Below are 26,653 nucleotides of genomic sequence, written 5' to 3' on the forward strand. Positions count from 1 at the left end.
GGAGGCGACGATGCCGAAGGCGGACTTGGTGATGGTCTTGCGTGAGATGTTCACGATGGTTCTCCTTGTCTGTGGTTCCCGGTGGGGAGTTGACAGGGGTTCGCCACCCTCGCTGGATGAGATTGGTGCGTTACCTGACCGTTACCGAGGAGGTGGTGGGCACGTCCAGGGGACGGGGCCCGCGCCTCCTCGGCCCGCTGTCTCGGCATCAGCGTTCAGGAATCGAGCGTGCACGGGTCCTGAGTCGTGCACGGATCAGGACGAATGGGTCCTGAGTTGCGCGACCCAGGACCCATCTTCCTGAGTGAGGAGAGCGACGGTCGGGCGTCAGGTCAGGGGTCGAGCAGGACGCGCATGGCCTCGGTGAGCACGCGGTTGCCGGCACGGAGCGCGGCGACCTCCGCCTCGAGGGCCGCGATCTCGTCTGTGCGCGGCACCGGAGCGCGGGCAGCGACGGGGGTCGGGGCAGGAGGTGCGGGCTGGGTCTCGACGTCCGGTCCGGCTTCGCGGTCCGCCTCCGCCTCCGCGTCCGCCTCCGCGTCCGCGTCCGCCTCCGCCTCCGGCTCCGGCTCCGGCTCCGACTGGTGTTCTTCGTCAGGCTCGACGTCCGCGTCCGGCATGACCTCGGGCGCCGGCACCGGCGCCGGCTCGATCCGCGTCGTCACGACCTGCGAGAACTTGGGGCGGGGCTTGCGGGCTGGCTTCTCGGGCTCGGGTGCCGCCTCCTCGACCCAGGCGCGCAGCGTCTGCTGCGGGATGCCGAACTCGTCGGCGACCACCGTGAGCACGTTGCGGTCGCCCGGCTTCGTGGCCCTGCGCTCGAGGACCCGCGCCGTCGCCGCCTCGCGGGTGTCGTCGTCGTACCACTCGTCGTAGGGCATGCGCCGATTCTAGGGACGGCTGCGCGCTCGGGGCAGCGGCACCTCCGGCCGGCCGCGAGCGACCGCGCCCTACGCCGCGATGTCGAAGACGACGACCCGGGCGGCCGAGTCGCGCAGGAAGCCCGCGACCGGCAGGTGCTCGGGGTGCGGGAGGTACGCGTCGAGGGCGGCACGGTCGCGGAAGCGGACCACGAGCATCCAGTCGAAGCCTCCCTCGAGGCCCTCTCCGCTGACGGTGGGGCCGCTCGACACGGACAGCACGCCGTCGATGGTGGTCAGGTGCTCGTCCGACATCGTCGTCGCCCGGGCGGTCGCGTCGACCCCGTCGTTCCACTCCGCCAGCACTACGTGCAGCACCTCTGTCGTCTCGGCCATGTCGCGTTCCTCTCGTCGCCGACCGGCTCCCGGTCGCTCGTCCCAGCCTGGACCCCGAGGAGGCGCGGCGCCGATCCCGCAGAGAAGAGGAACGGGAGACGGACGATCGGCGCGCGATGGCCGGGGGACGAGTGCCGGGCTGCGTGAAGCTGGGAGCCAGCCGGAGGTGCGTGACGGCAGAGGAGCGGGACACGACTTGATGGGGAGTCCTGCACCGCGCCTCCCCCGGGGAGATGCGGGGGAGCAGGGCCGAGACCAGGAGGAGCCCCGTGGCCGAGAAGGACACCACCGACACCGGCGCAGCCGAGACGCGCACCGACGACGGCCGTACCGGAGCGCGCCTGCGCGACCAGCTGAGCAGCCGGGCCGACCAGCTGGGCAGCCGCGCGATCGAGCCGATCGTGAAGGCCGTGCGCGGCGAGATCGGCAAGGCGAAGGCCGAGGTCGCCGACCGTGCCAGGAGCGCGCGGACGGGACTCGTCCTCGTGGGGGTCGGCGCCGTGCTCGCCCTCGTCACCGTCGGGCTGCTCGCGGCCGTCGCCGTGACGGCCCTCGCCGTCGCGCTGCCGCTCTGGGCCGCGACCCTCATCGCCTTCGCCGTGTTCGCGATCGTCTCGGCGGTCGTCCTCAAGGTCGGCGTCTCGGCACTGGGACGCGGCGTCCCGCCCGTCCCGGCGGACACGATCGCCGGGCTCACGTCGCGCGGCGACGAGTCCGTCACGGGCCGCGACTGACCACCCGGCGGCTCCCCACCATCGCGACCCGCCCCGAACCCCACGACCCCCCACGACACGACGCCCGCACGGCGGGCAGACGAGGAGACACCCCATGAGCGAGTCCTTCAGCGACAAGGCCAAGCGCGCCGCCAGCCGCGCCCTCGACGAGGCCGAGCGCCGGTACGCGGCCCCGGGCGACCGGGACGGCAGCACCTCCGCCGGACGCGACAGCGACGGCCGCGGCGGAACCGGCGGGCTGAGCAGCACCGACCGGCTGGTGCAGAAGGCGAAGGAGGCGGCCTCCGAGGTGCTGGACCGCGCCCAGGACCGAGGCGAGCGGTTCGCCGACAAGGCCGGCCGGGCGACCTCGGACGTCGTCGACCGCACCGTCGGATCGCTGGACACGGACGACGAGGGCACGGGGGTCGCGGCGTTCGTGCGCCGGAACGCGCGGCGTCGACCCGTCGTCACGGTCGTGGCCGCCGTGCTCGTCGGGGTCGCCGTCGGGAAGACGATCAGCCGGTAGCCGGGCGCCCCGCGGATGCGCACTGGTTCGTCACAGGGCTTCCCAAGCAGCCGCAAATCAGTGACACTTACTCAGAACCTTTCTCGATGCGACGGCGCACCCCTGCGCAGACGCCGTGATGGGGGGATCACCGTTCTGCCGCCCCTCACCCGGCGCGGCTCACTCTGAGAAAAAGGATCACCAGTGAAGCAGTCCCGCATCTTCTCCGTGGCCGTGGCGTCCGCCGCGGTCCTCGGTTCCGTCGTCGCCGTCTCCGGCACGGCGAACGCCGCGTTCGACCCCGACACGGCCGACCGCGTCACCACGAACGACCAGCTCGGCGTCGAGGGCGACACCTACCCCACGACCGGCTGGTTCCTCGGCGACGTCGCGGCTCCCGCCGGCACGGTCACCTTCGACGGCGCCGGCCTCAACTCGGCCGGCGGCAACGTCCAGGTGCTCAACGCGTACGACGCCCCGGCCAGCACGCTGACCGACCTCGTGCTCGACGCCGACTTCGTCTCGCTCGGGGACGCGACCTTCCAGGTGCCGATGTTCGTCAACGACACGGGCACCGGTACCCAGTTCACGACGCTGCGTCCCGTCGCCACGGGCGACGCCGGCTTCACCGCCGACAGCGCCTGGATCACCTCGCAGGCCTTCGGCACCTACGTCGCCGGCGCGCAGGCCACGCTTGCCGAGTTCCAGGCCTCGATCGACGCCATCGACGCCGACGGCGACCAGGCGGCCGACGCGACCGTCCTCGCCTACGGCTTCATCACGCCGTCGCCCCTGACCTCGTCGGTGCAGGCCGTCGCGTTCGGCGACGAGAGCACCTGGTTCATCCCCGCGCCGACCGGTACCTACCAGCCCGCCACGCTCACTGTCACCCAGGCCCGCACGACCGGCATCACGGTCGACGGCGGCGGCTTCTTCCCGAACGAGGCCCTCGAGGTCTACTTCGCGGTCGAGAACGCCGCCAGCGCGAGCCCGCTCGACGTGACCCTGACGGCCGACGCCCAGGGCCGTGTCCAGGGCACCGTCGTCATCCCTGCCGACGCCGTGCCCGCAGCGGGCACGTACTTCATCACCATCGGTGGCCTCGAATCGGGCGTCACCCTGCAGGGCACCGTCACGGTCCTGGCTGACGGCGCTGTCGTCACCCCCGTGCCGGCCGGCCCGACCGCTCCGGTCGCCGTGCCCGTGCGCGCGAACGCCGCGTTCACCGGCTAGTCAGCACCGCACCACCTGCACCACCTGCACCGCCCCGGAGGGCCGTCTGACGAGAGTTCGTCGGGCGGCCCTCCGTCGTTCGCGCCGCCGCCAGCAGGCGAGACGCATCGATGCAACACGGTGTGGTCCGCAGATGCCGACAACGCCGTTCGCGAGAACTGGATCTCCCGGTGTTGCAGCCCACGTTCTCGCCCGACCGTCGGCATCCGCGGGACGCGCCCGCGCCTCCTACGGCGTCGACTCGGACGAGGACTCGCGGCGCACGGGCCCCTCGCCCACGACGTGGTGCCGGCCGAGCGGCAGCATCATCGGCGCGCCCGTCGTCGGGTCGTCGACGACCCGGCTGTCGAGGCCGAAGACGGCGCGGACGCAGTCCTCGGTGAGCACCTCGTGCGGCGTGCCCGCGGCGTGCACCCGCCCGTCGGCCAGGGCGACGAGGTGGTCGGCGTAGCGCGCGGCCAGGTTGAGGTCGTGCAGCACCATCACGACCGTGGTGCCGCGGCTGCGGTTGAGGTCGGTGAGCAGGTCGAGCACCTCCACCTGGTGGCTCACGTCGAGGAAGGTCGTCGGCTCGTCGAGCAGCAGGACGTCGGTCTGCTGCGCCAGCGCCATGGCGATCCACACCCGCTGTCGCTGCCCGCCCGACAGCTCGTCGACCGAGCGGTCGGCGAGGCCGGTGGTCTCGGTCGCCTCGAGCGCCTCCGCGACGGCGAGGTCGTCGGCGGAGCTCCAGCGCGAGAGCAGGCCCTGGTGCGGGTGCCGCCCCCGGCCGACGAGGTCGGCGACCGTGATGCCCTCGGGCGCGACGGGCGACTGGGGGAGCAGGCCGAGGGTGCGGGCCAGCTGCCGCGCGGGCGTCCGGTGCACTTCGGCGCCGTCGAGTACGACCTGCCCGGCACGCGGCCGGAGAAGGCGCGACATCGAGCGCAGCAGCGTCGACTTGCCGCACGCGTTCGCCCCCACGATCGCGGTGATGCGGCCGGGCGGCACGGCGAGGTCGAGGTCGTCGACGACGACGCGGTCGCCGTAGCCGAGGGTGAGTCGTCGGGCGACGAGCGAGTGGTCGGTGGTCACAACGAGCCTCCGGCACGGTTGGTGCGGACGATGAGGTAGATCAGGTACGGGGCGCCGAGCACCCCGGTGACGACCCCGACGGGGAACCGGGTGCCGAGCGCGAACTGCCCCACGACGTCGGCGACGAGCACGAGCAGCGCCCCGACGAGCGCCGAGGGCACGAGCAGCGAGCCGTGCGGACCGATGATGCGTGCTGCGATCGGGCCGGACAGGAAGGCCACGAACGCGATCGGCCCGCAGGCCGCGGTCGCGAACGAGATGAGGCCCACGGCCGCGAGGATGACCACCAGCCGCGTGCGGTCGACCCGCACCCCGAGGGCCGAGGCCGTGTCGTCGCCGAGCTGCGTGACCGAGAGGTCGCGCGACCGCGAGAGCAGCACGGGCGTCAGCACGACGAGCGCGACCAGCACCGGGACGACCTGCGGCCAGTTCGTGCCGTTGAGGCTCCCCGTCAACCAGCGCAGCGCCTCCTGCAGGTCCCACTGCGCCGCCCCCGACAGCACGTACGCCGTCAGGCTGTCGAGCATCGCCGCGACGCCGATCCCGACGAGCACGAGCCGCGTGCCCGCGACGCCGCCCTTTTTCGACAGCAGCCAGACGAGCACCGCGACGGCGAGCCCCGCGGCGATGGCGAAGGCAGAGACCTGCGCGTCGTCGAGCGACAGGGTCACGATGGCGAACGCGGCGGCGGCGCTGGCGCCCGAGCTGATGCCGATGATGTCCGGGCTCGCGAGCGGGTTGCGCAGCATCGTCTGGAACGTCACGCCGCCCAGGCCGAAGCAGAGGCCGGCGGCGATCGCGAGCACGGCACGCGGCAGTCGCAGGCGGCCGACGGTGAAGGAGGCGCCGGGCACGTCCTGCCCGAGGACCACGCCGAGCACCTCGCCCGGCCCGTAGAAGGTGCGCCCGACCATGAGGGTGAGCACGAAGACGACCAGCACGGCGGCGGCCAGCAGGCCGATCACGGCCCGACGGCGGCGGCCCCGGCGGGCGCGGCCGCGGGCGACGTCGGAGGCGACGCTCGCGATGCGCGCGGCACCGGCAGCCGTCGAGGAGGCGCCCCTCGCGGAGCGCAGGTCGGCGCCGCTCACAGCGCCCTCAGCTTCGCGCGGCGGACGATCCAGATGAAGAAGGGGGCGCCGATCAGCGCCGTGACGATCCCCACGTCGATCTCGGCGGGCCGGGCGACGACCCGCCCCACGACGTCGGCGGCGGTGAGCAGCACCGCGCCCCCGACCGCCGAGAACGGCAGCAGCCAGCGGTGGTCGACGCCGGTCAGCAGCCGGCAGGCGTGCGGCACGACGAGGCCGACGAAGCCGATCGGGCCCGTGACGGCGGTCGCCGCCCCGCAGAGCACGACGGCGCCGAGGGCCGACAGCCCGCGGACGACCGCGACGCGCTCGCCGAGGCCGGCCGCGAGCTCGTCGCCGAGTGCCAGAGAGTTTAGCGCCTTGGCCGAGAGCAGGCAGACGACGAGCCCGACGGCGAGGAACGGCAGCACCTGGCCGAGGCTCGAGAACGTGCCGCCGCCCACGCCGCCGATCTGCCACGAGCGGATGTTCGCCGAGATGTCGCCGCGGGGCAGCGCGACGGCGGTGATGAACGAGGCGAGCGCGGCCGAGGTCGCGGCCCCGGCCAGGGCCAGCTTGAGGGGGGTGGCGCCTCCTCGTCCCAGGGATCCGACCGTGTACACGAACAGGGCCGTCGCGGCGGCGCCGACGATCGCGACCCAGACGATGCTCGTCGCGGCGCTCAGGCCGAAGAACGCGAGGCCGGTGACGACCGCGAGGGAGGCGCCGGTCGTGACCCCGAGGATCCCCGGGTCGGCCAGCGGGTTGCGCGTCACCCCCTGCATCACGGCCCCGGCGACGGCGAGGGCCGCCCCCGCCGCGACGGCGAGCAGGGTGCGGGGGATCCGCTTCGCGGCGGAGGCGCGGTCGAAGCCGTCGGTCGCGCCTCCCAGCGCGGCGAGCACGTCGTCGATCGACACCGACCTCGAGCCGATCGTCAGCGACAGCACCATCACCACGACGAGCACGCCCAGCAGCGCGAGCAGCCAGACGGGACGGAGACGCCTCGGAAGACGCACGGCGGCGACGTCCGAGGCGGCCCCGGAGGTGGTGGTGACGGTCACGCTGCTGCTGACTGCTCTCGAAGGCTAGGCCGGGGGCTACTTCTGCGACGCCTCGGCGAGGAGGTCGGCGTACTCGGCGAGGATCCACGAGATCGACAAGGGCGTCGGGTTCGCGGCCGTGCCCAGCGGGCCGGTGCTCGGCAGCGCGACGATCGCCTCGTTCGCGACGGCCGGCATCTGCGACAGGACGGGGTCGCCCTCGAGGGTCTGGACGAGCTCGTCGTCGCCGTACGTGACGATCACGTCGACGTCGTCGAACGTGTCGGCCGTCTCGGCGCTCTGGGTGAGCGAGAACAGGTCGGTCGAGTCGGACGCCTCCCGGATGCTCGCGGGCTGCTCCAGCCCGAGGTCGTCGAAGAACTGCACGCGGGTGTCGTGCGTCGTGTAGAAGCTGACCTCGCTGAGGTCGGTCGTGTCGACGTGCGTGAGGAACATCGCGGTGGAGTCGGTCAGCTCGGGGTGCGCGTCGGCGACCTCGGCGATCTCGCCCTCGAGGTCGGCGACGAGCTGCTCGCCCTCGGCGGCCATGCCCATGCCCTGGCTGTTGAACGCGATCATGTCGCGCCAGGAGGTGCCCCACGCGGTCTCGGGGTAGGCGACGACGGGCGCGATCTCGCTGAGCGTGTCGTAGTCCTCCTGCGTCAGGCCGGAGTACGCGGCCAGGATCACGTCGGGCTCGGTGTCGGCCACGGCCTCGAAGTCGACGCCGTCGGTCTCGTCGAACAGCACGGGGGCTTCGCCGCCGAGCTCGTCGAGCTTCTCGCTGACCCACGGCAGGATGCCGTCTCCGTCGTCGTCGCCGAAGTCCGCACGCGCCATGCCGACCGGGACGACGCCCAGCGCGAGGGGCACCTCCTGGTTGGCCCAGTTCACCGTGGCGACCCGCTCGGGCTTCTCGTCGATCGTCGTCGTGCCGAGCGCGTGCTCGATCGTGACGGGCGTGAAGTCGCCGGCCGCGCCGTCGGTGCTGCCGCCGTCGGTGCCGGAGCCGGCTCCGGTCGAGCAGGCGGTCAGGCCGAGGGCGAGGACGGAGGCGGCGCTCAGGGCGAGGAGGCGCGAGGTGCGGGACATGGGGGCCTTCCGGAGGTGGGGCGAGGGGAGGAGGTGCGGTCGAGGCGGTGCGGACCTGCCGCGGCGAGTGCCACGGCTGCGGGAGGCGTGGCGGACGTGCCGGGGGCACGACGGATCGCCCGGTGTCGGGAGGGCACGCCGGGTGCGTGCCGCGTCGACGGACAGCCCCTCTCGCCGGTGCTGTCCGGCGCGGGGGCTCTCACGGGTGATCGCCGTGTTAGGTGTGCCTTACCTTATCCGGGGCGACGGGTGTCGGCAACCCGTTCCCAGCCGCAAATGCCGACCATGCGGCGCCGACACGCCGCGTGCTGAGGTGCATCCCGGGCGTGTCCGGGCGTCACGGTCGGCATGTGCGGGGGAGGGGCGAGGAGGCGGGGCTAGCGGGCGAAGACCCCGCGGGCGGCGGCGAGCACCGCGGCGTCGTCGACACCGCGGAGGCGCAGCAGCTCCGGGCCCGAGCCCGACTCGCCGAACTCGTCGATGCCGACGCTGATGCCGTCGAGCCCCGCGTAGCGGCCCCACGGCTGCCGCGAGCCGGCCTCCACCGTGACCCGGGCCCGCAGCGACGGCGGCAGCACCTCGTCCCGGTAGGCCCGGGGCTCCTGCTCGAACCACTCGAGGCACGGCAGCGACACGACGCGCACGTCGACGCCCTCGTCGGCGAGCAGCCGCGCGGTGCGGAGCGCGACCTGCACCTCGCTGCCGGTGGCGATCAGGGCCAGGTCGCCACCGCCTCCCTGCTGCCAGAGGACGTAACCGCCTCGGGGCGTTCCCTGCTCCGTGGCGTCGCCTCCCTCGAGGTCGGGGAGGGCCTGGCGCGAGAGGACGAGCGCGGTCGGCGCGACCGTCCGCTCCGAGCCGGCGGGCCGGCCGCCCGAGCTCGACCCCGAACTCGATCCCGAGCCGAGGAGGCGCCCCCACGCCGCCACGACCTCCCGCGCGTCTGCGGGACGCACGACGTCCAGCCCCGGCACGGTCCGCAGCGACGCGACCTGCTCGACCGGCTGGTGCGTCGGCCCGTCCTCGCCGACGGCGACCGAGTCGTGCGTGTACACGTACAGCGCCGGCAGCTGCATCAGCGCCGCGAGGCGGATGCTCGGCCGCGCGTAGTCGCTGAATGCGAGGTAGGTCGAGCCGTAGGGCCGCCACAGCCCGTGCAGCGCGACTCCCGACAGGATCGCCGTCATCGCGTGCTCGCGGATCCCGAAGTGCACGAAGTCCCCGCCGGGCCGGTCGGCGCTGACGGCCTCGCCCGGGATCGCGACGTTCGTCGACGACGAGAGGTCGGCCGAGCCGCCCCAGAGCCGGGCGGCCTCGTGCACCGCGCTGAGCACGGCGCCCGAGGTGGTGCGCGTGGCGGCGCCGTCGTCGACCGCGACGGTCGCGAGGGCCGCGGCCACCGCCTCCTCGTCCGCGCCCGCGGCGACCGCGTCGCGCCGGTCGGCCGCCGCCGGGTGCTCGCGGCGCCAGGCGGCCTCGCGCTCGTCCCACTCGGCGTGCAGCCGGGCTCCGCGGTCGCGGGCGCCCAGCGCCCAGTCGCGCACGTCGTCCGGCAGCAGGTCAGCCAAGGAGGCGCCCGCCGCGAACCCGAGGGAGGTCGCCACCGCCGCCACCTCGTCGTCGCCGAACCCACCCGCGTGCGCCGCGGAGGTGCCGCCGCGCAGGGCGGAGGGGGCGCCGATCACGGAGCGGACGGCGACGAGCGTCGGGCGGCCGGCGCCGCCCTCGCGCTCGCGCGCCTGCTCGAGGGTCGAGCGCAGCGCGTCGAGGTCGGCGGCGTCGTCGACCTCGAGCACCCGCCAGCCGTAGGCGCGGTAGCGGGCCCGGACGTCCTCGCCGAAGGTGATGTCGGTACTGCCGTCGATCGTGATCCTGTTGTCGTCCCAGATCAGCACGAGCTCGTCGAGGCCGAGGGTGCCGGCGAGGCTCGACGCCTCGCCCGAGACCCCCTCCTGCAGGCAGCCGTCGCCCGCGATCACCCAGGTCGTGCTGCGGAAGAGTCCCGTGCCCGCACCGTGCAGCGCCTCGTCGCGGCGTGCGGCGAGTGCGAGGCCCACGGCGGAGGCGACCCCCTGGCCCAGGGGCCCGGTGCTCATCTCGACGCCGGGCGTGTGGTGCAGCTCGGGGTGGCCGGGGGTGCGCGACCCGAGGGTGCGGCTGAGGGCGAGCTCGTCGAGGCCCAGGCCGTAGCCGGTCAGGGCGAGCTGCACGTAGAGCAGCAGACTGGCGTGGCCGGCCGAGAGCACGAGGCGGTCGCGCCCGGTCCACTCGGGGTCGGCGGGGTCGTGGCGGAGCACGTGCTGGAACAGCGTGTGCGCGAGGGGAGCCAGCGCCATCGCGGTGCCGGCGTGGCCGTGGCCCTTCGCCTGGACCACCTGGGCGGGGATCATGATCGCGGCGGCGACGGCACGGGCCTCGAGGGCGTCGGCCTCGGCGGCCGCGTCGCCGCGCGAGGCGGCGGGTGCGGCGGAGGCAGCGGCGCCGTCGGTCGCGGCCTCACGGCTAGTGTCTGTCGGGGGAGTCGAGGGGACGTCGTCGGCCATGGCCCCACTTTCGTCTACACCTAGACTGAAGTCAACCGAGCTCGGCCCGACGAGTCGACGCCCACCGATCGCAGAGGAGCGCAGCGTGGTGATGACCCCCAGGACGCCCTCCACCGGCTCCGGCATCGTGCTCGACCTGATCCGCCGCGGCGAGGCGACGACTCGCAGTGACCTGATAGAGCAGCTCGGCTGGTCGCGGGTCACCCTCGCCCGACGGCTCGACGACCTGCTCGAGGCGGGCTTCATCGTCAGCGCCGGCCAGCTCAGCAGCAGCGGCGGCCGTCCGCCCGAGGAGTTCGCGGTCGCCGCCGACGCGGGCGTGATCCTGGCCATCGACATCGGCGGCTCGCACACCCGCGTCGGCGTGACCGACCTCGTCTCGACCGTGCTCAGCGAGGACGAGGCCGACATCGGCCTGCACGACGGCCCCGACGAGATCTTCTCCTGGGCGATCCAGGTCTTCGACTTCCTGCTCGCCGACCTCGGTCGCAGCCGCGCCGAGGTGCGCGCGATCGGCGTCGGCGTGCCCGGGCCGGTCGACGCGGTCACCGGCCGGCTCGGCAGCCCGCAGCTCGACCCCCGCTGGGAGGAGGTGCGGGTCGACGACTACTTCGCCGGCTTCGACGCCGTCTTCGCCGTCGACCGCGACGTCAACATCCTCGCCGTGGGCGAGTCCCGCCTCAGCTGGCCCGAGTACTCGCACCTCACCGTCGTCAAGGTCGGCATGGGCGTCGGCTGCGCCTTCGTGCTCGACGGGCACGTGTACCGAGGGGCCCGAGGAGGCGCGGGCCAGCTGAGCGCGCCGCGCGCCTCCCACGAGCCGCTCCACCGCCTCGAGCTGGAGGCGAGCGGCGCGACCATCCGCAGCGCCCTGCGCGACGCCGGGCACGACGTGGCCACCAGCGCCGACATCGTCGCCGCCGCGCGGGCCCACGACCCGCTCGTGCTCGAGCAGCTGCACGCCGTGGGCACCCGCATCGGCGAGGCGCTCGCCGACGTCGTGGGGCTGCTCAACCCTCAGGCCGTGATCGTCGGGGGCAACCTCGCCGAGACGGGCGAGCGTCTCGTCGCGGGCATCCGGTCGGCGCTGCTCACGGGCACGCACGACTTCTCGCGCCGCGGCCTCGTGGTCGAGCGGGCCCGGCTGGGCGACAAGGCCGGGGTGCGCGGCGCCTCCCTCATGGCGCAGGACGAGCTCTTCGACGTGGCCCGCGTGAGCGCCGCGACGAGCCGACGCGCCCCGGGCGCGTAGCCCGCGCCTCCTCGTCCCGCCCCCGCCTCCCGCGCTCCCGGCGGATCCGGCCCTGCCGGGGCCCCGGCCTCGGCGTCGCGCTGTCGAGACGGCATCGACTTTGGAACACGAGTGGTCAAAAGGCTCGATCCGAGCTAGAGTCGGGGCGCGCCCGTCGACACCTGTCGGGCGACCCTGCTCGCGTGAGCAGGCACGCGCCCCCGCGGCGCCGAGCGAAGGAGCCCGCCCATGACCGTCGACCTGGCCGAAGAACTCTCCGTCGAGGCCGTGACCACCGCGGCGCACGCCGCCGACTGGCGCGAGGCGATCCGCCTCGCCGGCGCCGGCCTCGTCGCCTCGGGCGCCACCACCGACGCCTACACGGACGAGATGATCGCGGCGGTCGACGAGCTCGGCCCCTACATCGTGATCGCCCCCGGCCTGGCGCTCGCCCACAGCCGCCCGTCGCCCGCCGTCGCGCGCACCGGCCTCTCGTGGGTCGGCCTCGCCGAGCCCGTCGCCTTCGGCCACAAGACGAACGACCCGGTCGACCTCGTCATCGGCCTCGCCGCCCTCGACCACGACGGCCACATCGAGGTCATGTCGGCGCTCGCCGGCGTGCTCGCCGACGACGAGGGCCTCGCCCGCCTCCGTGCCGCGCAGACGCCCGACGAGGTGCTCGCCACCCTGCACGAGCTCGCGCAGGCCGCGGCCGTCTAGCCGACCGGCCTCCCGAGGCCGATGCGACCCGCGCCTCCTCGGCGCCGGTTCCGCACCACGGACACCCGAACGCACGAACACCAGCACTCGACCCCCCGGAAGGGACAGCACCATGAAGATCATCACCGTCTGCGGCATGGGCATCGGCACCTCGGTGCTGCTCAAGATGAACGCCGAGAAGGCGCTCCGCGCGCTCGACATCGACGCCGACGTGGAGGCCGCCGACATCGGCACCGCCCGCGGCGCCGCCCGCACCGCCGAGCTCGTGCTCACGAGCGAGGACCTCGTCGAGGAGCTCGGCCAGGTCCCGGCGAAGGTCGTCGTCATCGACAACTTCACGAACGTCGCCGAGATCCAGCAGAAGATCCAGGACTCGATCGCCTGACCCCCGGTCAGTCGGTCCCGAACACCAACAACTAAGGAGTCCCAATGGAGTGGCTGGTCGTCGTACTCGACTTCATCGGCAAGCAGATCCTCAACGTGCCTGCCTACCTGATCGGCATCATCACGGCGATCGGACTGATCGCCCTGCGTCGCAACGCCGGACAGGTCGTGGGAGGCGCGCTCAAGGCGGCCATCGGCTTCCTGATCCTGGGGGCGGGCGCCACCGTCGTCACCGGGGCGCTCGACCCGCTGGGCACGCTGATCCTCGCGGTCACCGGCGCCCAGGGCGTCATCCCCACCAACGAGGTCATCGCGGCCGTCGCGCAGGAGCAGTACGGCGCGCAGAGCGCCTACGTGCTCGTGCTGGGCTTCCTCGTGATGCTCGCGCTCGCGCGCTTCACGCCGCTGAAGTACATCTTCCTCACCGGGCACCACATGGTGTTCATGTCGGTGCTGCTCACCGTCGTGCTGTCGGTCGGCCTCGGCGACGGCCTCAGCTGGCTCACCGTGCTGCTCGGCGCCGTGCTGCTCGGCGTGATCATGGTCGTCATGCCGGCGTTCGCGCAGCCCTTCATGAAGAAGATCACCGGTGACGACTCGATCGCCATCGGCCACTTCGGCACCCTCGGCTACGTCGCGGCGGCCTCGGCCGGCATCGCGGTGGGCAAGAAGAGCAAGTCGACCGAGGAGATCAAGTTCCCCCAGGGCCTGAAGTTCCTGCGTGACTCGATGGTCGCCACGAGCCTGTCGATGGTGCTGATCTACCTGGTCTTCACGATCTGGGGCCTGATCAGCCTGCCGCAGGCCGAGGCGTTCGAGATCTTCGGCGTCACGGACGCGGGCGCGTTCATCATGGCCGGCTTCGCCCAGGCGCTGCAGTTCGGCGTCGGCGTCGCGATCATCCTCTACGGCGTGCGCACCGTGCTCGGCGAGCTCGTCCCCGCGTTCCAGGGCATCGCCGAGAAGGTCGTGCCGGGCGCCAAGCCCGCGCTCGACATCCCGCTGGTGTTCCCGTACGGCGCCAACGCCGTGCTGATCGGGTTCCTCTCGTCGTTCGCCGGAGGCCTCGTCGCCCTCGGCGTGCTCGCCGCGTGGCTCAACCCGGTGTTCGGCCTCGCGCTGATCCTGCCCGGCATGGTGCCCCACTTCTTCACCGGTGGTGGAGCGGGCGTCTTCGGCAACGCGACCGGCGGACGTCGCGGCGCGATGGTCGGCGGGTTCGTCAACGGCCTGATCATCACGTTCCTGCCCGCGATCCTGCTGCTCGTGCTCGGCAACCTCGGCTTCGCGAACAGCACGTTCGGCGACGCCGACTTCGGCTGGTTCGGCACGCTGATCGGCGCCAGCTTCCTCGGCAGCCCGATGGTGGGCGTGGTCCTGAGCCTCGTCATCGGCGCGGCCCTCGTGATCGGCGCCTCGATCTACCAGATCAAGCTCGTCGACGGCGGCTGGGTGCCCGGCGCGAAGCGTGACGAGCGCCTCGCTGCCGAGAAGGCCGAGGCGGACGCCGCGGCGAAGCGCGCCAAGGAGGCGGCAGCCACGTCGTGAGCCCGAGCCCCGCGCGCTGCTGCTGAGGCAGGGTGCGCGGGGCAGGTGCGCGCAGGAGGCGCGGTGTCGGTCTGACCGGCACCGCGCCTCCTTCGTCTGTGCTTGTGCCTGTGCCTGTGCCTGTGGCTGTGGCTGCACGCGTCTGCACCGCGCCCGAGGGGCGGGAACACCCCGTTGTGGACGAAACACCCCCTTGTTTCGGGGTGCTCGGTCCACAACGCGGTGTTCCGTGGGGCGCGGCCGTAGGAGGCGGGGCCCCGGGAACGGCAGAGCGCCGTGTCCCCGAGACGGGGACGCGGCGCTCTGCGGCGGTGCGGTGCGGTGCGAGGAGGAGACGAGCGGTGCGGGCTAGTGCGCCGCGCTGTCGTCCTTCTTCGAGGCGGAGGAGTCGTGTGCGTGCGTGATCGGTTCGCCCTCGATCTTGTCGCGCTTCTTCTTCTCGGCATCGCCCCGGGTCTTGGCGAGGCTGGCCACGGTCGCGACGGTGATCGTCGCTCCGATGAAGAGCAGCGACAGCCAGATCGGGATCTCGGGCACCCAGAGCAGCGGCTCGCCGCCGTTGATGAAGGGCACCTCGTTGACGTGCAGGGCGTGGAACACGAGCTTGACGCCGATGAAGGCCAGGATGACCGCGAGGCCCTGCGACAGGTAGACGAGGCGCTCGAGCAGCCCGCCGATCAGGAAGTACAGCTGACGCAGGCCCATCAGCGCGAACGCGTTGGCCGTGAAGACGATGTACGCCTCGTTGGTGAGGCCGTAGATCGCGGGGATCGAGTCGAGCGCGAAGACGAGGTCGACGAAGCCGATCGCGATGACGCAGAGCAGCAGCGGCGTGACGAAGCGCTTGCCCGAGACCTTGACGGTGAACTTGTCGCCGTTGAAGTCGTCGTGCACCGGCAGGACGCGGCGGGCGACGCGCACGAACATGTTGTCGGCCGCGTTGCCGCCGTGGTCGCCCTTGAGCTGCTGGTAGGCCAGCACGAAGAGCAGGGCGCCGAAGATGTAGAAGACCCACGAGAAGTTCTCGATCAGCGCGGCGCCGGCGGCGATGAAGCCGGCACGCATGATCAGGGCGATGACGATGCCGATCATCAGCACCTTCTGCTGGTACATCCGCGGGATGGCGAAGCCGGTCATGATCAGCAGGAACACGAAGAGGTTGTCGATCGACAGCGCCTTCTCCGTCAGGTAGCCGGCGAAGTACTCGCCGCCGAAGCCCCAGCCGCTCGTGAAGCCGATGCCGACGCCGAAGAGCAACGCGAGGCCGATGTAGAAGGCCGACCAGCGAGCGGACTCGCCGATCGTGGGCTCGTGCGGCTTGCGCACGTGCGTGAAGAACTCGTAGACGAAGAAGGCGATCGTCACACCGATGGTGATGAGCCAGGTGGTCAGGGTGATGTTCACGGGAGGTCTCTCCGCAGAGGTCGGGCTGTGAGGCAGCGGGCCCTGCGCACGCGCGGCGAAGGGGGTCTGATCGACGGTAAGTCGATCGGCGCTGTCAGCGTGCCCCCAAGCTGCCCCGACACTGCTGTGAAGCTGCGGTCGCTGCAAGCTTCAGGCGGTAGGGGCCTGGCGGGATTCAGGCGGTGGGAGCCTGGTCCGGGGAGGCGGCGACCCGGTCGATCTCGGCGGTCACGCCCCCGAGCACCTTCGTCATGTACGGCCCCCAGAGCAGCCGGACCACGGCACGCACCAGCAGGCCGCGGCCGGGCTTCGCGTCGAACGAGTACTGCCAGCAGACGCGGGTGCCCGATCCCTCCTCGTCCTGACGGTCGAGGGGCTCGTACCACCACTCGGCGCGGCCGCGCTCGACGAGCGAGCGGAGCGGGCCGCGGAAGTCGGTCAGCTCGTAGACGAACAACGCCGGACGGGCCACGGTCACGAGCGTCTCGACCAGCTGGCCGCCGCCGGAGAGCTCGAGTCGGCGGGTTTGGCCCGGGGCGTCCCAGGGGCCGGTCTGTCCGTGGACGGCGACGACGGCAGGCAGGGGGCCGGAGCGCGGGTAGAACCCGACCGGCGTCATCGGGGTCCCGATCTCCCACGCCCGCTCGAGGGACGCCGTCGTCACTCCCTCGCGGATCGCGCTCGCTGTGGTGGTCATGAGGATGGTTCGGAGTCACCCGCTCGGGGGACTGGTCGGCCTGCGGGCGCTGCACCGCGCCTCCTCGGCTCGGTCTCTCCTCATGCAGGCCCGCGCGTGATCACAGAGCCGCCCGGGAGACCGCTGGGAGCCGCGCACCGCACCACGTGGTTCGTTCTGCCTGTCAGCCGTCGCACCCGCGGGGCCCCACAGAACGGACCACCATGGCAGGCCGAGTCGCCGTCTTCGCCCCCTCTCCCGTGCTCACGGTCACCGTCGAGGACCACGGTTCCGGCGCCGACGTGCACGTGCACGCGGGCGGGCAGGGGCTCTGGCAGGCGCGGATGCTGCAGACGCTCGGGGCCGAGGTCGTCGTGGTCGCCGCGCTCGTCGGCGAGACGGGCGCGGTCGTCGGGCACCTCTGCGACGACGAGGGCGTGCCGCTGCTGTCGGTCCGCCGCGAGGGCCGAGGCGCGGCCTACGTGCACGACCGCCGCGACGGCGAGCGGGACGAGCTCGTCGAGACCCCCGGCGACGCCCTCAGCCGACACGACCTCGACGAGCTGTACGGACTCGCGCTGCGGGCCGGGCTCGAGTCGGACGTCACGGTGCTCAGCGGCCCGTCCGGCGACGACACCCTGCCCGTCGACGTCTACCGGCGTCTCGCCGCCGACCTGCGGGCAGTGGACCGCGTCGTCGTCGCGGACCTCGCCGGCGAGCGGCTGGAGGCGGTGCTCGAGGGCGGCGTCGACGTGCTCAAGGTCAGCGACCAGGAGCTGCTCGCCGACGAGCTGATCACCGAGAGCACCCCCGAGCGGATCGTCGAGGCCATGCGCGACCTGCGGCTGCGCGGGGCGTCGTCGGTCGTCGTCACCTGCTCGGACCTGCCCACCTTCGTGCTCGACGGGCCCGGCGCGCGCGTGTTCGAGGTGAGCGTGCCGTCGATGCAGGTCGTCGACACCCGCGGCGCGGGCGACTCGCTCACGGCCGGTGTCGCCGCCGTGCTCGCCGCGGGCGGCGGACTGGAGGAGGCGGTCGTCACGGGCACCGCGGCCGGCGCGCTGAACGTGACCCGCCACGGGCTGGGCTCGGGCGACCCGGACGCGATCGCGGCGCTGCGTGCGGTCGTGAGCGTGCGCGAACTGTAGCCCGCCTCGTGACCGCTGGGACGACCCGGCAGGCGCGGCGTACCCTCGACGGCATGTCAGCGGAGGAGGGCGGATCGGCGGCCCGGCACGACTCGGCGCGCAGCGACCCGCGCCGCAGCGACCCGCGAGTCGCCGCAGCCCGCTACCGGGCCGAGGGCGAGCGCCCGCCCGACGACGCCCCGCGCGACACCCGCACCGCCGCCGAGATGCGCGCCTGGGCCCGCACCGCCATCGACCTGGCCGTGCAGCGCGGCGAGTTCGACGACCTGCCCCTGGCAGGCAAGCCGCTGCCCGGCCTCGCCGGCGGCACGGTCGACCCCGACTGGTGGATCCGTGGCCTGATCGAGAGGGAGGGGCTCACCGGCCTGGCGCCTCCTGCGCTCTCGCTGCGCACCGAGCACCAGCAGCTCGACGACGTGCTCGACGGCCTCGGCACCGAAGCCGCGGTGCGCGCGCACCTCGACGACTTCAACTCCCGCATCGTGGAGGCGCGGCGCCAGCTGACCGGCGGACCTCCCGTCGTGACTCCCACCCGCGACGTCGACGACGAGCTGAGGAGGTGGCGCGAGCGCCGCGAGGACCGTCGCGCGGCCCGCGCCGCTGCGGTCCCGCCTGCCCCGCCGACCTGGCGCGAACGACGCGCGCTCCGTCGTGAGCTGAGGAGGCGACGGCGCGACGGGTGAGACGGCTCACCCGCCGCCGCTGACCCGGATGAACCTGGGAGCGGACTCGGCTCGGGGGACGAACCGCGATACAGTCGAACGTTCCCTGCTGACCGACCTACCGTGAGGACCGCCCGCGTGACGACCACCGCCTCCCCGAGCCCGTCAGGTCACGACGCGCACGGACGAGGCGGAGAGGCCGCCCCGCTGCTGCGTCCCCGAGGTCGCCGTCGGGCCGAGGCCGCCGTGCTGCCGCAGAGCTGCCGGGCCTCGTTCGTGCAGCCCGAGGCGCTCGTCGACGCGTCCGTCGCCGCCGCCGAGGCCGCCGTCGTGACGGTGCCCGGGCTGAGCGGCCGACGCGCTGCCCGTGCCGCCCTGTCGGCCCGTGCCGAGCGCCGCGGGCTGCTCGCGCTGGCCCGACGGGACGCGCCCGCCGGCCGGTCGTCGTCCGCGGATGCGCCGTCCTCGCCTGCCTCGGCGTCGCCTGCTCCCGTATCGCGTCGGCTCGTCGCCGTCGTCAAGAAGGTCTCCGTCGTCGCGGCGCTCGTGGGCTTCGCCGCCAGCGGCACGCTCCCGCTCATCGCCGGCTCCGACCAGGAGGCGCAGGCCGCGGCCGGCGGCTCGGGCTTCTCCGCCGGCGCCTCCGCGAGCGGGCAGCAGCACCTCTCCGTCGACGCGGCGGTCGTCCTGGACGACGTCGAGCGCGACGGGTACTCGGCGACGTCGATGGTCGACGCTCAGACGCAGCTGCTCCGCAACGCGAAGGCGGCGAGCTCGAGCGAGTGGGACGGCCGGACCACCGCCTCCTACCTGGCCGACCCTCTCTACGACACCCTCGACCGCGACCAGGTGCTCGCCGTCGCGATGCAGTACATCGGCACGCCCTACGTGCACGGCGGCGAAGATCCGACGAAGTTCGACTGCTCGGGCCTGATCACGTTCGTGTACGCGCAGTTCGGCATCTCGCTGACCCACTACGTGCCCGCGCAGGACACGGAGGGCACGCGGGTCCCGGCCGCCGACGCGGTGCCGGGCGACCTCGTCGTCTTCGACAACCTCGCCCACGACGGCATCTACGCGGGCAACGGGATGATCCTCGACGCACCGAAGCCCGGCGGGTCCGTCAGCGTGCGGCCCATCTGGGACTCGCCGCACCACTTCGTGCGCATCGGCGCGTAGCGCACCGCCCACCGCGCGCTCAGCCGCCGAGCTGGCCCGTGAGGCGTCCGTGGAACGAGCCGCTGCGCTCGTCGAAGCCGACGAACTCGACGGGGAGGCCGTGCGCGGCGAACTTCGTCTCGACCGAGTCGAGGGCCGCGACGCTCGAGGCGTCCCACACGGAGGCGCGGCTCAGGTCGACGAGGACGGTCGTGGAGTGCGCCGAGTCGCCGGCGACGGCCGCGTCGTCCGCGTACGCGAAGTGCTCGACCAAGTCGTTGCTGCTGCCGAAGAAGAGCGGGCCCACGACGTCGTAGCGGACGCGAGCGCGCGGGCGGGCGGAGCCGTCCGCGCCCGGGCCGGCGCTGTCGCTGTCGCCGTCGGCGGTCGCGGGCTCGACGGTCCGCTCGACCCGGATGACGTGCGCGATGCGCCGGGCGAACAGCACCATGGCGAGCAGCACGCCGACGGCGACCCCGATCGCGAGGTTGTTCGTCGCGACGACGACCCCCACCGTGACCACCATGACCAGTGTCTCCGGCACGGGCATGCGCCTCAGCGTCGACGGCCGGACGCTGTGCCAGTCGACGGTCGTGATCGCGACCACCATCATCACGGCGGCGAGGGCGACCATCGGGATCCGCGCCATCACCGAGCTGAGCCCGGTGACCAGCAGCAGCAGGAACAGCCCGGCGGCGAGCGTCGAGACCCGCGTCCGTGCGCGGCCGATCTTCACGTTGACGACGGTCTGGCCGATCATGGCGCAGCCCGCGATGCCGCCGTAGGCGCCCGCGGCGATGTTCGCGACGCCGAGGGCCCACGACTCCTTGCCCTTGTGCGAGGGCGTCTCCGTGATGTCGTCGACGAGCTTCGCGGTGAGGAGCGTCTCCATCAGGCCGACGAACGCGACGCTGAGCGCGGTGGGCAGGATGATGCCGAGGGTCTCCGGGCTGAAGGGCACCAGCCACGGGGTGAGTCCCGGCAGGCCGCCTCCCATCGGTCCTTCGTCGCCGACGGTGTGCACGTCGGTCAGACCCGCGGCCACGACGATGACGGTCACGACCACGATCGCCACGAGCGGCGCCGGGACGACGGTCGTGAACCGCGGCAGCAGGACGACGATCGCGATGGTCAGGGCGAAGAGCGGGTAGACGATCCACGGCACGTCGATCAGGTGCGGCACCTGCGCGACGAAGATCAGGATGCCGAGCGCGTTGACGAAGCCGATCATCACCGAGCGCGGGATGAACCGCATGAGGCGGGCGAGGCCGGCGGTGCCGAAGACGATCTGGACGACGCCGGCCAGCAGCACGGTCGGCAGCACGTACTCGACGCCGTGGGTGCGCACGAGCGGCGCGATCACGAGGGCGACCGAGCCCGCTGCGGCGGTCACCATCGCGGGTCGGCCGCCGAGCAGCGACATCACCACGGCGAGCACGACCGACGCGACCAGGCTGACCATCGGGTCGACGCCGGCGATGACCGAGAACGAGATCACCTCGGGCACGAGGGCGAGGGTGGTGACGATGCCGGCCAGCGCCTCCCGGGTGAGGAGGCGCGGGGAGCGGAGCACCGCGCGCACGCTGTCGTCGGGACGAGCGGGCGCGACAGCGCGGGGCTGGGGGGAGTCGACGGTCACGGTGTGCTCCGGGTGGTGTGGTGAGAAGATCGGGGGACCGGCGACACTGCCGTGTGATCGACCCTACCCTCACGTGAGGGTAGAGATGGGCCAGTGAGCATGACGGACGCCGACGCACCGATGATGCAGATCGGCGAGCTGGCCGACCGTGCCGAGATGTCGCTGCGCACGATCCGGCACTACGACGAGGTCGGGCTGCTCACCCCCTCGGGGCGCAGCGACGGCGGGTTCCGCCTCTACACGGACGCCGACTTCTCGCGGCTGATGGTGATCCGACGCATGAAGCCGCTGGGTTTCTCGCTCGACGAGATGGCCGAGCTGCTGCGCGTCGTCGACGCCCTGGGGGCGGCGGACGCCGACAGCGCCGAGAGCGGTGGAGGCGCGGTGGACGACACCCGCGCCCGTCTCGACGCCTTCATCGCCGACGCCGCCGAGCGCCGGGCCCGGCTCGAGCGGCAGCTCGCCATGGCCGACGAGTTCCTGGAGCTGCTGCGCAGCCGCTGACGCGGTCCTGCGGGCCCGGCCCGCGCCTCCTGCGGGCTAGTCGCTCCGGCGCTCGACGAGGCCCTCGGCGAACGACGCCCACCACTCGCCGGCGGGCGGTCCGCCGTTGCAGGTGCCGTCGCTGATGCCCGGCGTCTTCACCCACAGGAACGCGTCGAGGCCCTTGCTGCCGCCGGTGACGTGCGGGTCCTGGCCGAGGCCGGCTCCCTCGGGGTTGCACCAGGTGCCGCGCCACCCCTGGCCGTTCCGCGAGACGTCGATGACGTAGCGGCTGTCGTCGGTGAGCTCGCTGACCCGCTCGGCGTAGGCGCGCTCGTCGTCGACCGGGTAGAAGCTCGCGACGTTCGTGTAGAAGCCGCGGGCGCGGTCGATCCCGGCCTGCTCGAGGCGCTCGGCCATCTCCCGGGCGGGCACCCAGTTCGAGTTGCCGCCGTCGAGGTAGGCGGGCACCCCCGCGTCGGAGAACGCGGTCACCGACTCCCGGATCAGGGGGAGCCTCTCCTCGGCGAGGTCGGGGCAGCGCGTGAGCATGCCCAGCGAGTCGGGCTCGACGATCACGACCGCGCGGTGGCCGCGCAGCGTGTCGGCGACGAGCTGGTTCCAGGCAGGGTAGTCGTCGGCCGCGAGGCCTCCCGCGGAGTAGTTGCCGCAGTCGCGGTCGGGGATCGCGTACGTGACGAAGACGGGCGTCGCGTCCTGGATCTCGGCCGCCACGAGGTAGTCGGTGATCTCGTCCACGAGCGCGGCGTCGTCGTGGCCGTCGCCGAGCCAGAGGGCGACGGGGCGCTCGGCGATCAGCTCGGCGGCCCGGGCGGCGTCGGCGTCGCCGTCGGCCGTGAGGCGGTCCGCGGCCCGGGCGGCGAGGGAGTTCGGCTCGACCGCCAGGCCGCCGTCGAAGACGAGGGTGTTGGGGGCGGAGCGGATCGTGTCCGGAGTGATCGCGCCGAAGGGCCGCGGGGCTGCGTCCCCGGTGGGGGCGGGCGTGCCCGTCGCCTCGTCGGACGTGTCGTCGGTCGGGCTCGGGCTCGCCGTGGCGCCCGCCGTCGGGCCTGCTGCGTCACGGTCGGCGGAGGTGCACCCGCCCACGCCGAGGGCCGCGGCCACGACGAGCGTGCCGAGGGCGGTGCGCAGGAGGTGCGGCGTCAGGTGCGGCATCGATCCCGTTCCCGGGCGCCGTGGGGGAGGGCCCCGACGATGGTGGACCTCCATGACAGCACGGCGGGCGCTCGGGCGCAGGGGGCGCTTCGGGGGACATCGGCTGTCCCCGACGCGCGGCTTGCTTCCGCAGATGCCGACCAGAGGAGCTGCTATGACGGGAAATGCCGTTGTCCTGAGGCTCGCGAGGGGCCCACGGTCGGCATCTGCGGAACCGACGGGGCGGGTGGGCTCAGTCCTGCACAGGGGCGGGATGGTCCACAGGTGTCGTGTACCGCTCACGGGGGGAGGTGCGACGAGGAGGCGGTCGGTAGGGTGGACGGACCGCCGCGCCCGAGCCGCGTGATCACGACCGGCCCACCTCCGGTCCTGCCGCCGCCACACGACGAACCGAGAACCATGCTCCGCCGCCCTGCCCCCTCGTCCGCCCCGCTCCCCGCCGTCCCCCCCTCGTTCCGCGCCGGCGCCTCCCGCGTCGCGTCGCGAGCGGCGATCGCCGCCCTGCTCGTCGTGGGCCTCGCGGCCGTCCCCGTGCTGGCCGCTCCCGCCCCGGCTCAGGCAGCCGGCCCGAGCTGGCAGCAGGTGCTCGACGCCCGCGGCTCCGAGCAGGCGAAGAAGGCGGCGCTCGCCGACATCCAGGTCGCCCTCGAGGCCGCGTCGACCCGGGCCGCCGACGCCCAGACGGCGGCCGACGAGGCCGGTGCCGCCCTGACGGAGGCGCAGCTCGCCGTCGACGAGGCCACCGGCGAGTACGAGACGGTGCAGCAGAAGGCGGCTGCCGCCCGGGCCGACGCCGACGCCGCGCAGGTCGTGGTCGGCCAGGCCGCCGCGCTGCTCGCCCGTCCGGGCAGCGGGGGGCTCACCGGAGACCTGCTGTCGTCCGGTGACGACGCCGAGACGGTGCTGCGCGGCCTGAGCATGTCGACCAAGATCGGCGAGAACCTGAGCACGCTGCGCGAGCGCGCCGTCTCGGCTGAGAACCTCGCGACCTCGCTCGCCGACCAGGCTGCGGTCGCCTTGGCCGAGCGCGACAAGCTCGCCGACGAGGCCTCCGACGCCCTCGACGCGGCGGTGGCCGCGAGCGACACCGCGCAGCGCGACGTCGCGGCCGTCGACGAGGAGAAGGCGACCCTGGCCGCACAGGCCGAGGCGCTGCAGGACGACCGGCTCACCCTCGAGCAGGCCTACGCGTCCGCCCAGGCCAAGGCGGCTGCCGAGGCCGCGGCAGCCGCTGCTGCTGCCCGTGCCGCCGCGGCCGCGCCCGCACCTCCCCGGGGCGGCGGCGCATCGCGCCCGGTCGGTCCCGGCTCGCCCGGCACGTCCGTGCCCGACCCGGGGACGGGCTGGGTCGCGGGCATCCGCTCGTACTCCTCGTACCAGGCGTACGGCTACCGGGTGCACCCCATCACCGGTGAGTACAAGCTGCACGCCGGAGCGGACTTCGGCGCCAGCTGCGGCACCCCGATCTACTCGGTCGCGGCGGGCACCGTGACCTACGCGGGCGTGGCCGGCGGCTACGGCAACCTCATCATCATCGACCACGGCAACGGCATCAGCAGCGCCTACGGGCACATGGAGCGCTCGGGCATCTACGTCGCCAACGGCCAGACGGTCGCGGCCGGCCAGAACATCGCCGGCGTCGGCACCGCCGGCGGCTCGACCGGCTGCCACCTGCACCTCGAGATCCGTCGCGGCGGCATCGCGACCGACCCGGTCGCCTTCCTCGCCACGAAGGGCGTGCGCTAGGCCCCTTCCGCGGGGCCGACCGGCGGCGTACCGTCATCGTCGACGGGCCCCCGGGCCCGCCGCGCCGGAGCCCCGTCCGGCGGCACGGCTCCCGACTCGTTTCCCGTGAGCCGGGGGCCATCCCTCGTCCCGGGCGACGCGACCCGGCCTCAGTGCGACGCGACCCGGTCTCAGGAGGCGCGACGCGCCTCCTCGGAGGCGGCCTCGGTAGCCCGCGCCTCGGCCGCGATCTCCGCGACCACCGTCTGCACGACGGGCCGGGCCGCCCGCTCCGGCCGCATCAGCGCCTCGACGTGACGGCCGGCCTGCACGCTGTCGAGCGTCGCCAGGCGGAACCGCCCCGGCGCCCGCCCGGCCGACGTGTGCCGGGGCACGAGCGCGACGCCGAGCCCCGCGGCGACCATCGCCTCGATCACGGGCAGGTGCACCGTGCGGTGCACCACCTGCGGCACGACCCCCGACTGCAGCGCCATCGAGACGAGCACACGATCGATGGGGTACCCCTCGGGCACGCCGACCCAGGGCTCGCCGATCACGTCGGCCACGGTGACGCGTTCGCGTCCGGCCAGCGGGTGGTCGAGCGGCAGGGCGACCTCGAGCGGCTCGCGCAGCAGGGGCACGACGGTGAGGTCGGGGTGCTCGACCGGCACGACGCCGTCGGAGCGGTGCCCGATCACCACGTCGACGTCGGCCGTGAGCTGTGCGAACTCGTCCTCGGAGACGTCGCGGTCGCTGATCTCGAGCTCGATCCCTGTGTGCTCGTGCATCCGCACGAGCAGGCCGGGCAGCAGCAGCTCCGCCGCGGAGGGGAACAGCGCCAGCCGCACCACGCCGACCCGGCCGCCGCGGTGCGCCTCGAGGGCCGCCTCCGCCTCGGCGACCGCCGTCGAGACCGCCACGGAGGCGCGTGCCAGCACCAGCCCCGCGTCGGTCAGCTGCACCCCGCGTCCCGACCGTCGCACGAGCTCGACCCCGAGCTGGCGCTGCAACGTCCGCAGCTGCTGCGACACCGCGCTCGGCGACCGGTGCACGGCCGCGGCGACCGCGGTGACGCTCCCGCGGTCCGCGAGCTCGCGGAGCAGGTCGAGGTGCTGGATCTCCATGAAGGGACGCTACATCGTCGATGACGAGACCTGCGCTGGTCCTGCATCCGCACCTCCGGCAAGGTGGTCCCATGAGCCCCCGCGACCGCCTCCTCGCCCTCGTCGTCGTGGTGTGCTGGGGCGTCAACTTCCCGATGACGGCGCTGGCGCTCGACCACTTCCCGCCGATCTTCCTCGTGGCGCTGCGGTTCGCGCTGCTCGCGGTGCCGACCCTGCTGTTCGTGCCACGGCCGGCGATCCCGTGGTCGCGGCTGCTGATGGTGGGCCTCGGGCTCGGCATCCTGCAGTTCGGGTTCCTCTACCTCGGCATGGCCGCGGGCATGCCGTCGGGCCTCGCGTCGCTCGTGCTGCAGGCGTCGGCGCCCGCCACCGTCGTGATCGCGGCGATCTGGCTGCGCGAGCGCATCACGCGGCGACAGGCGATCGGCATCGGCGTCGCCGTGCTGGCGCTCGCGGTGATCGCCGCGCACCGGTCGCAGGTCGCGGCCCTGCTGCCCGTGGTGCTCACGCTCTGCGCGGCGGTCGGCTGGGGCCTCGGCAACGTCGCGGTCCGGCGTGCGGCCGCCCCCGACCCGCTGCGCCTGACGCTGTGGATGTCTGTCGTGCCGCCCGTGCCGATGCTCGCGCTCTCGCTCGTCGTCGAGGGTCCCGAGCGCATCGGCGACAGCCTCGCGGGCGCCTTCACGGTCGCGGCCCTGCCGTCGGTGATCGGCCTGCTGTACGTGGTGCTGGTCGCGACCGTGCTCGGCTACGGGCTCTGGACCCGCCTGCTCGCGGCGTACCCGTCGAGCACCGTCGCCCCCTTCTCGATGCTGGTGCCCGTCGTCGGCGTGGCGGCGTCGTGGGTCGCCTTCGACGAGGTGCCCGACCTCGTGGAGGTGTGCGCCGGGGTCGTCGTCGTCGCCGGGGTGCTGTTCGCGAGCCGCCCGCCGCTCGGGGGACGCGCTGCCTCTGCTGCTGCCGGGAGCGGGGCGGTCACATCAGGTTCCGAGCATCACGTCTCGCCGCGACGGGACGCGACGCTCGGAACGTGATGCAACGGT

Annotated in this window: 25 protein-coding genes; 13 read left to right on the forward strand and 12 right to left on the reverse strand. The window is 73.5% G+C overall.

Annotated elements, in window-relative coordinates:
• Positions 1-332: 332 nt before the first annotated feature.
• Positions 333-881 carry a hypothetical protein gene (locus tag EDF18_RS13505; protein WP_123548368.1) on the reverse strand — a complete coding sequence of 183 codons (549 nt, stop codon included), beginning with the start codon at positions 879-881 and terminating at the stop codon, positions 333-335.
• Between the two features lie 69 nt (positions 882-950).
• Complete coding sequence (locus tag EDF18_RS13510; protein WP_123548369.1) at positions 951-1,256, reverse strand: Dabb family protein; 306 nt, start codon at positions 1,254-1,256, stop codon at positions 951-953.
• Between the two features lie 269 nt (positions 1,257-1,525).
• Between EDF18_RS13510 and EDF18_RS13515 the strand changes: the two genes are divergently transcribed.
• From EDF18_RS13515 to EDF18_RS13525, 3 genes are all read left to right on the forward strand, one after another.
• Positions 1,526-1,990 (forward strand): phage holin family protein, encoded by a 465-nt coding sequence (locus EDF18_RS13515; RefSeq protein WP_158614681.1) that lies wholly within the window; start codon positions 1,526-1,528, stop codon positions 1,988-1,990.
• Between the two features lie 94 nt (positions 1,991-2,084).
• Positions 2,085-2,498: a hypothetical protein gene (locus EDF18_RS13520; protein ID WP_123548371.1), complete on the forward strand. Its 414-nt coding sequence runs from the start codon at positions 2,085-2,087 to the stop codon at positions 2,496-2,498.
• A 183-nt stretch (positions 2,499-2,681) separates the two neighbouring features.
• The gene (locus tag EDF18_RS13525) at positions 2,682-3,710 is read left to right on the forward strand and encodes a hypothetical protein (protein ID WP_123548372.1); all 1,029 of its coding nucleotides are present in this window, start codon (positions 2,682-2,684) and stop codon (positions 3,708-3,710) included.
• Positions 3,711-3,938: 228 nt separating this feature from the next.
• On the opposite strand, the gene EDF18_RS13530 is transcribed toward EDF18_RS13525, so the two are convergent.
• The 5 genes from EDF18_RS13530 to EDF18_RS13550 form a co-directional block, all read right to left on the reverse strand.
• Positions 3,939-4,784, reverse strand: a complete 846-nt coding sequence (locus EDF18_RS13530; RefSeq protein WP_123548373.1) for an ABC transporter ATP-binding protein — start codon at positions 4,782-4,784, stop codon at positions 3,939-3,941.
• Positions 4,781-5,812, reverse strand: a complete 1,032-nt coding sequence (locus EDF18_RS13535) for an iron chelate uptake ABC transporter family permease subunit (protein WP_123548572.1) — start codon at positions 5,810-5,812, stop codon at positions 4,781-4,783. The genes EDF18_RS13530 and EDF18_RS13535 overlap by 4 nt, the downstream gene beginning before the upstream one ends.
• 59 nt (positions 5,813-5,871) lie before the next feature.
• Positions 5,872-6,918, reverse strand: coding sequence for a FecCD family ABC transporter permease (locus EDF18_RS13540; RefSeq protein WP_369878364.1), 1,047 nt, complete (start codon positions 6,916-6,918; stop codon positions 5,872-5,874).
• Positions 6,919-6,954: 36 nt separating this feature from the next.
• Positions 6,955-7,989 (reverse strand): iron-siderophore ABC transporter substrate-binding protein, encoded by a 1,035-nt coding sequence (locus EDF18_RS13545; protein WP_123548374.1) that lies wholly within the window; start codon positions 7,987-7,989, stop codon positions 6,955-6,957.
• A gap of 377 nt (positions 7,990-8,366) precedes the next feature.
• Positions 8,367-10,532 carry a transketolase gene (locus tag EDF18_RS13550; RefSeq protein ID WP_158614682.1) on the reverse strand — a complete coding sequence of 722 codons (2,166 nt, stop codon included), beginning with the start codon at positions 10,530-10,532 and terminating at the stop codon, positions 8,367-8,369.
• Positions 10,533-10,623: 91 nt separating this feature from the next.
• Here EDF18_RS13550 and EDF18_RS13555 point away from each other — a divergent pair, with 91 nt between their 5' ends.
• From EDF18_RS13555 to EDF18_RS13570, 4 genes are all read left to right on the forward strand, one after another.
• Entirely contained in the window at positions 10,624-11,784 is a 1,161-nt protein-coding gene (locus EDF18_RS13555; RefSeq protein WP_123548574.1) for an ROK family transcriptional regulator, read from the forward strand.
• Between the two features lie 228 nt (positions 11,785-12,012).
• Positions 12,013-12,483 carry a PTS sugar transporter subunit IIA gene (locus tag EDF18_RS13560; RefSeq protein ID WP_123548376.1) on the forward strand — a complete coding sequence of 157 codons (471 nt, stop codon included), beginning with the start codon at positions 12,013-12,015 and terminating at the stop codon, positions 12,481-12,483.
• A 112-nt stretch (positions 12,484-12,595) separates the two neighbouring features.
• Complete coding sequence (locus tag EDF18_RS13565) at positions 12,596-12,868, forward strand: PTS sugar transporter subunit IIB (RefSeq protein ID WP_123548377.1); 273 nt, start codon at positions 12,596-12,598, stop codon at positions 12,866-12,868.
• A gap of 44 nt (positions 12,869-12,912) precedes the next feature.
• Positions 12,913-14,415 (forward strand): PTS ascorbate transporter subunit IIC, encoded by a 1,503-nt coding sequence (locus EDF18_RS13570; protein WP_123548378.1) that lies wholly within the window; start codon positions 12,913-12,915, stop codon positions 14,413-14,415.
• Positions 14,416-14,763: 348 nt separating this feature from the next.
• Here the strand turns inward: EDF18_RS13570 and EDF18_RS13575 are convergent, their stop codons facing one another.
• Together EDF18_RS13575 and EDF18_RS13580 are read right to left on the reverse strand one after the other, a co-directional pair.
• Positions 14,764-15,819 (reverse strand): TerC family protein, encoded by a 1,056-nt coding sequence (locus EDF18_RS13575; protein ID WP_123548379.1) that lies wholly within the window; start codon positions 15,817-15,819, stop codon positions 14,764-14,766.
• A 175-nt stretch (positions 15,820-15,994) separates the two neighbouring features.
• Entirely contained in the window at positions 15,995-16,516 is a 522-nt protein-coding gene (locus tag EDF18_RS13580; RefSeq protein WP_123548380.1) for an SRPBCC family protein, read from the reverse strand.
• Positions 16,517-16,719: 203 nt separating this feature from the next.
• Here EDF18_RS13580 and EDF18_RS13585 point away from each other — a divergent pair, with 203 nt between their 5' ends.
• The 3 genes from EDF18_RS13585 to EDF18_RS13595 all read left to right on the forward strand — a co-directional run bounded on the left by EDF18_RS13585 (position 16,720) and on the right by EDF18_RS13595 (position 19,484).
• Positions 16,720-17,643 (forward strand): PfkB family carbohydrate kinase, encoded by a 924-nt coding sequence (locus tag EDF18_RS13585; protein WP_123548381.1) that lies wholly within the window; start codon positions 16,720-16,722, stop codon positions 17,641-17,643.
• Positions 17,644-17,696: 53 nt separating this feature from the next.
• Positions 17,697-18,326, forward strand: coding sequence for a DUF1992 domain-containing protein (locus EDF18_RS13590; RefSeq protein WP_123548382.1), 630 nt, complete (start codon positions 17,697-17,699; stop codon positions 18,324-18,326).
• A gap of 117 nt (positions 18,327-18,443) precedes the next feature.
• Positions 18,444-19,484, forward strand: a complete 1,041-nt coding sequence (locus EDF18_RS13595) for a C40 family peptidase (RefSeq protein WP_123548383.1) — start codon at positions 18,444-18,446, stop codon at positions 19,482-19,484.
• A 19-nt stretch (positions 19,485-19,503) separates the two neighbouring features.
• Here the strand turns inward: EDF18_RS13595 and EDF18_RS13600 are convergent, their stop codons facing one another.
• Positions 19,504-21,102: a SulP family inorganic anion transporter gene (locus EDF18_RS13600; protein ID WP_123548384.1), complete on the reverse strand. Its 1,599-nt coding sequence runs from the start codon at positions 21,100-21,102 to the stop codon at positions 19,504-19,506.
• A gap of 99 nt (positions 21,103-21,201) precedes the next feature.
• On the opposite strand from EDF18_RS13600, the gene EDF18_RS13605 reads away from it, so the two are divergent.
• Positions 21,202-21,606: a MerR family transcriptional regulator gene (locus tag EDF18_RS13605; protein ID WP_123548575.1), complete on the forward strand. Its 405-nt coding sequence runs from the start codon at positions 21,202-21,204 to the stop codon at positions 21,604-21,606.
• Positions 21,607-21,642: 36 nt separating this feature from the next.
• On the opposite strand, the gene EDF18_RS13610 is transcribed toward EDF18_RS13605, so the two are convergent.
• Positions 21,643-22,761: a glycoside hydrolase family 6 protein gene (locus EDF18_RS13610; RefSeq protein ID WP_158614683.1), complete on the reverse strand. Its 1,119-nt coding sequence runs from the start codon at positions 22,759-22,761 to the stop codon at positions 21,643-21,645.
• 399 nt (positions 22,762-23,160) lie between these two features.
• On the opposite strand from EDF18_RS13610, the gene EDF18_RS13615 reads away from it, so the two are divergent.
• Complete coding sequence (locus EDF18_RS13615) at positions 23,161-24,507, forward strand: M23 family metallopeptidase (RefSeq protein WP_123548386.1); 1,347 nt, start codon at positions 23,161-23,163, stop codon at positions 24,505-24,507.
• Between the two features lie 170 nt (positions 24,508-24,677).
• Here the strand turns inward: EDF18_RS13615 and EDF18_RS13620 are convergent, their stop codons facing one another.
• Entirely contained in the window at positions 24,678-25,610 is a 933-nt protein-coding gene (locus tag EDF18_RS13620; protein WP_123548387.1) for a LysR family transcriptional regulator, read from the reverse strand.
• Between the two features lie 71 nt (positions 25,611-25,681).
• Between EDF18_RS13620 and EDF18_RS13625 the strand changes: the two genes are divergently transcribed.
• On the forward strand, positions 25,682-26,644 hold the full coding sequence (locus EDF18_RS13625) for an EamA family transporter (protein WP_123548388.1): 963 nt from the start codon (positions 25,682-25,684) through the stop codon (positions 26,642-26,644).
• The last annotated feature ends 9 nt before the right edge of the window (positions 26,645-26,653 follow it).

Origin of the sequence: Frigoribacterium sp. PhB107 (assembly GCF_003751515.1) — a bacterium.
Classification (GTDB): Bacteria; Actinomycetota; Actinomycetes; order Actinomycetales; family Microbacteriaceae; genus Frigoribacterium.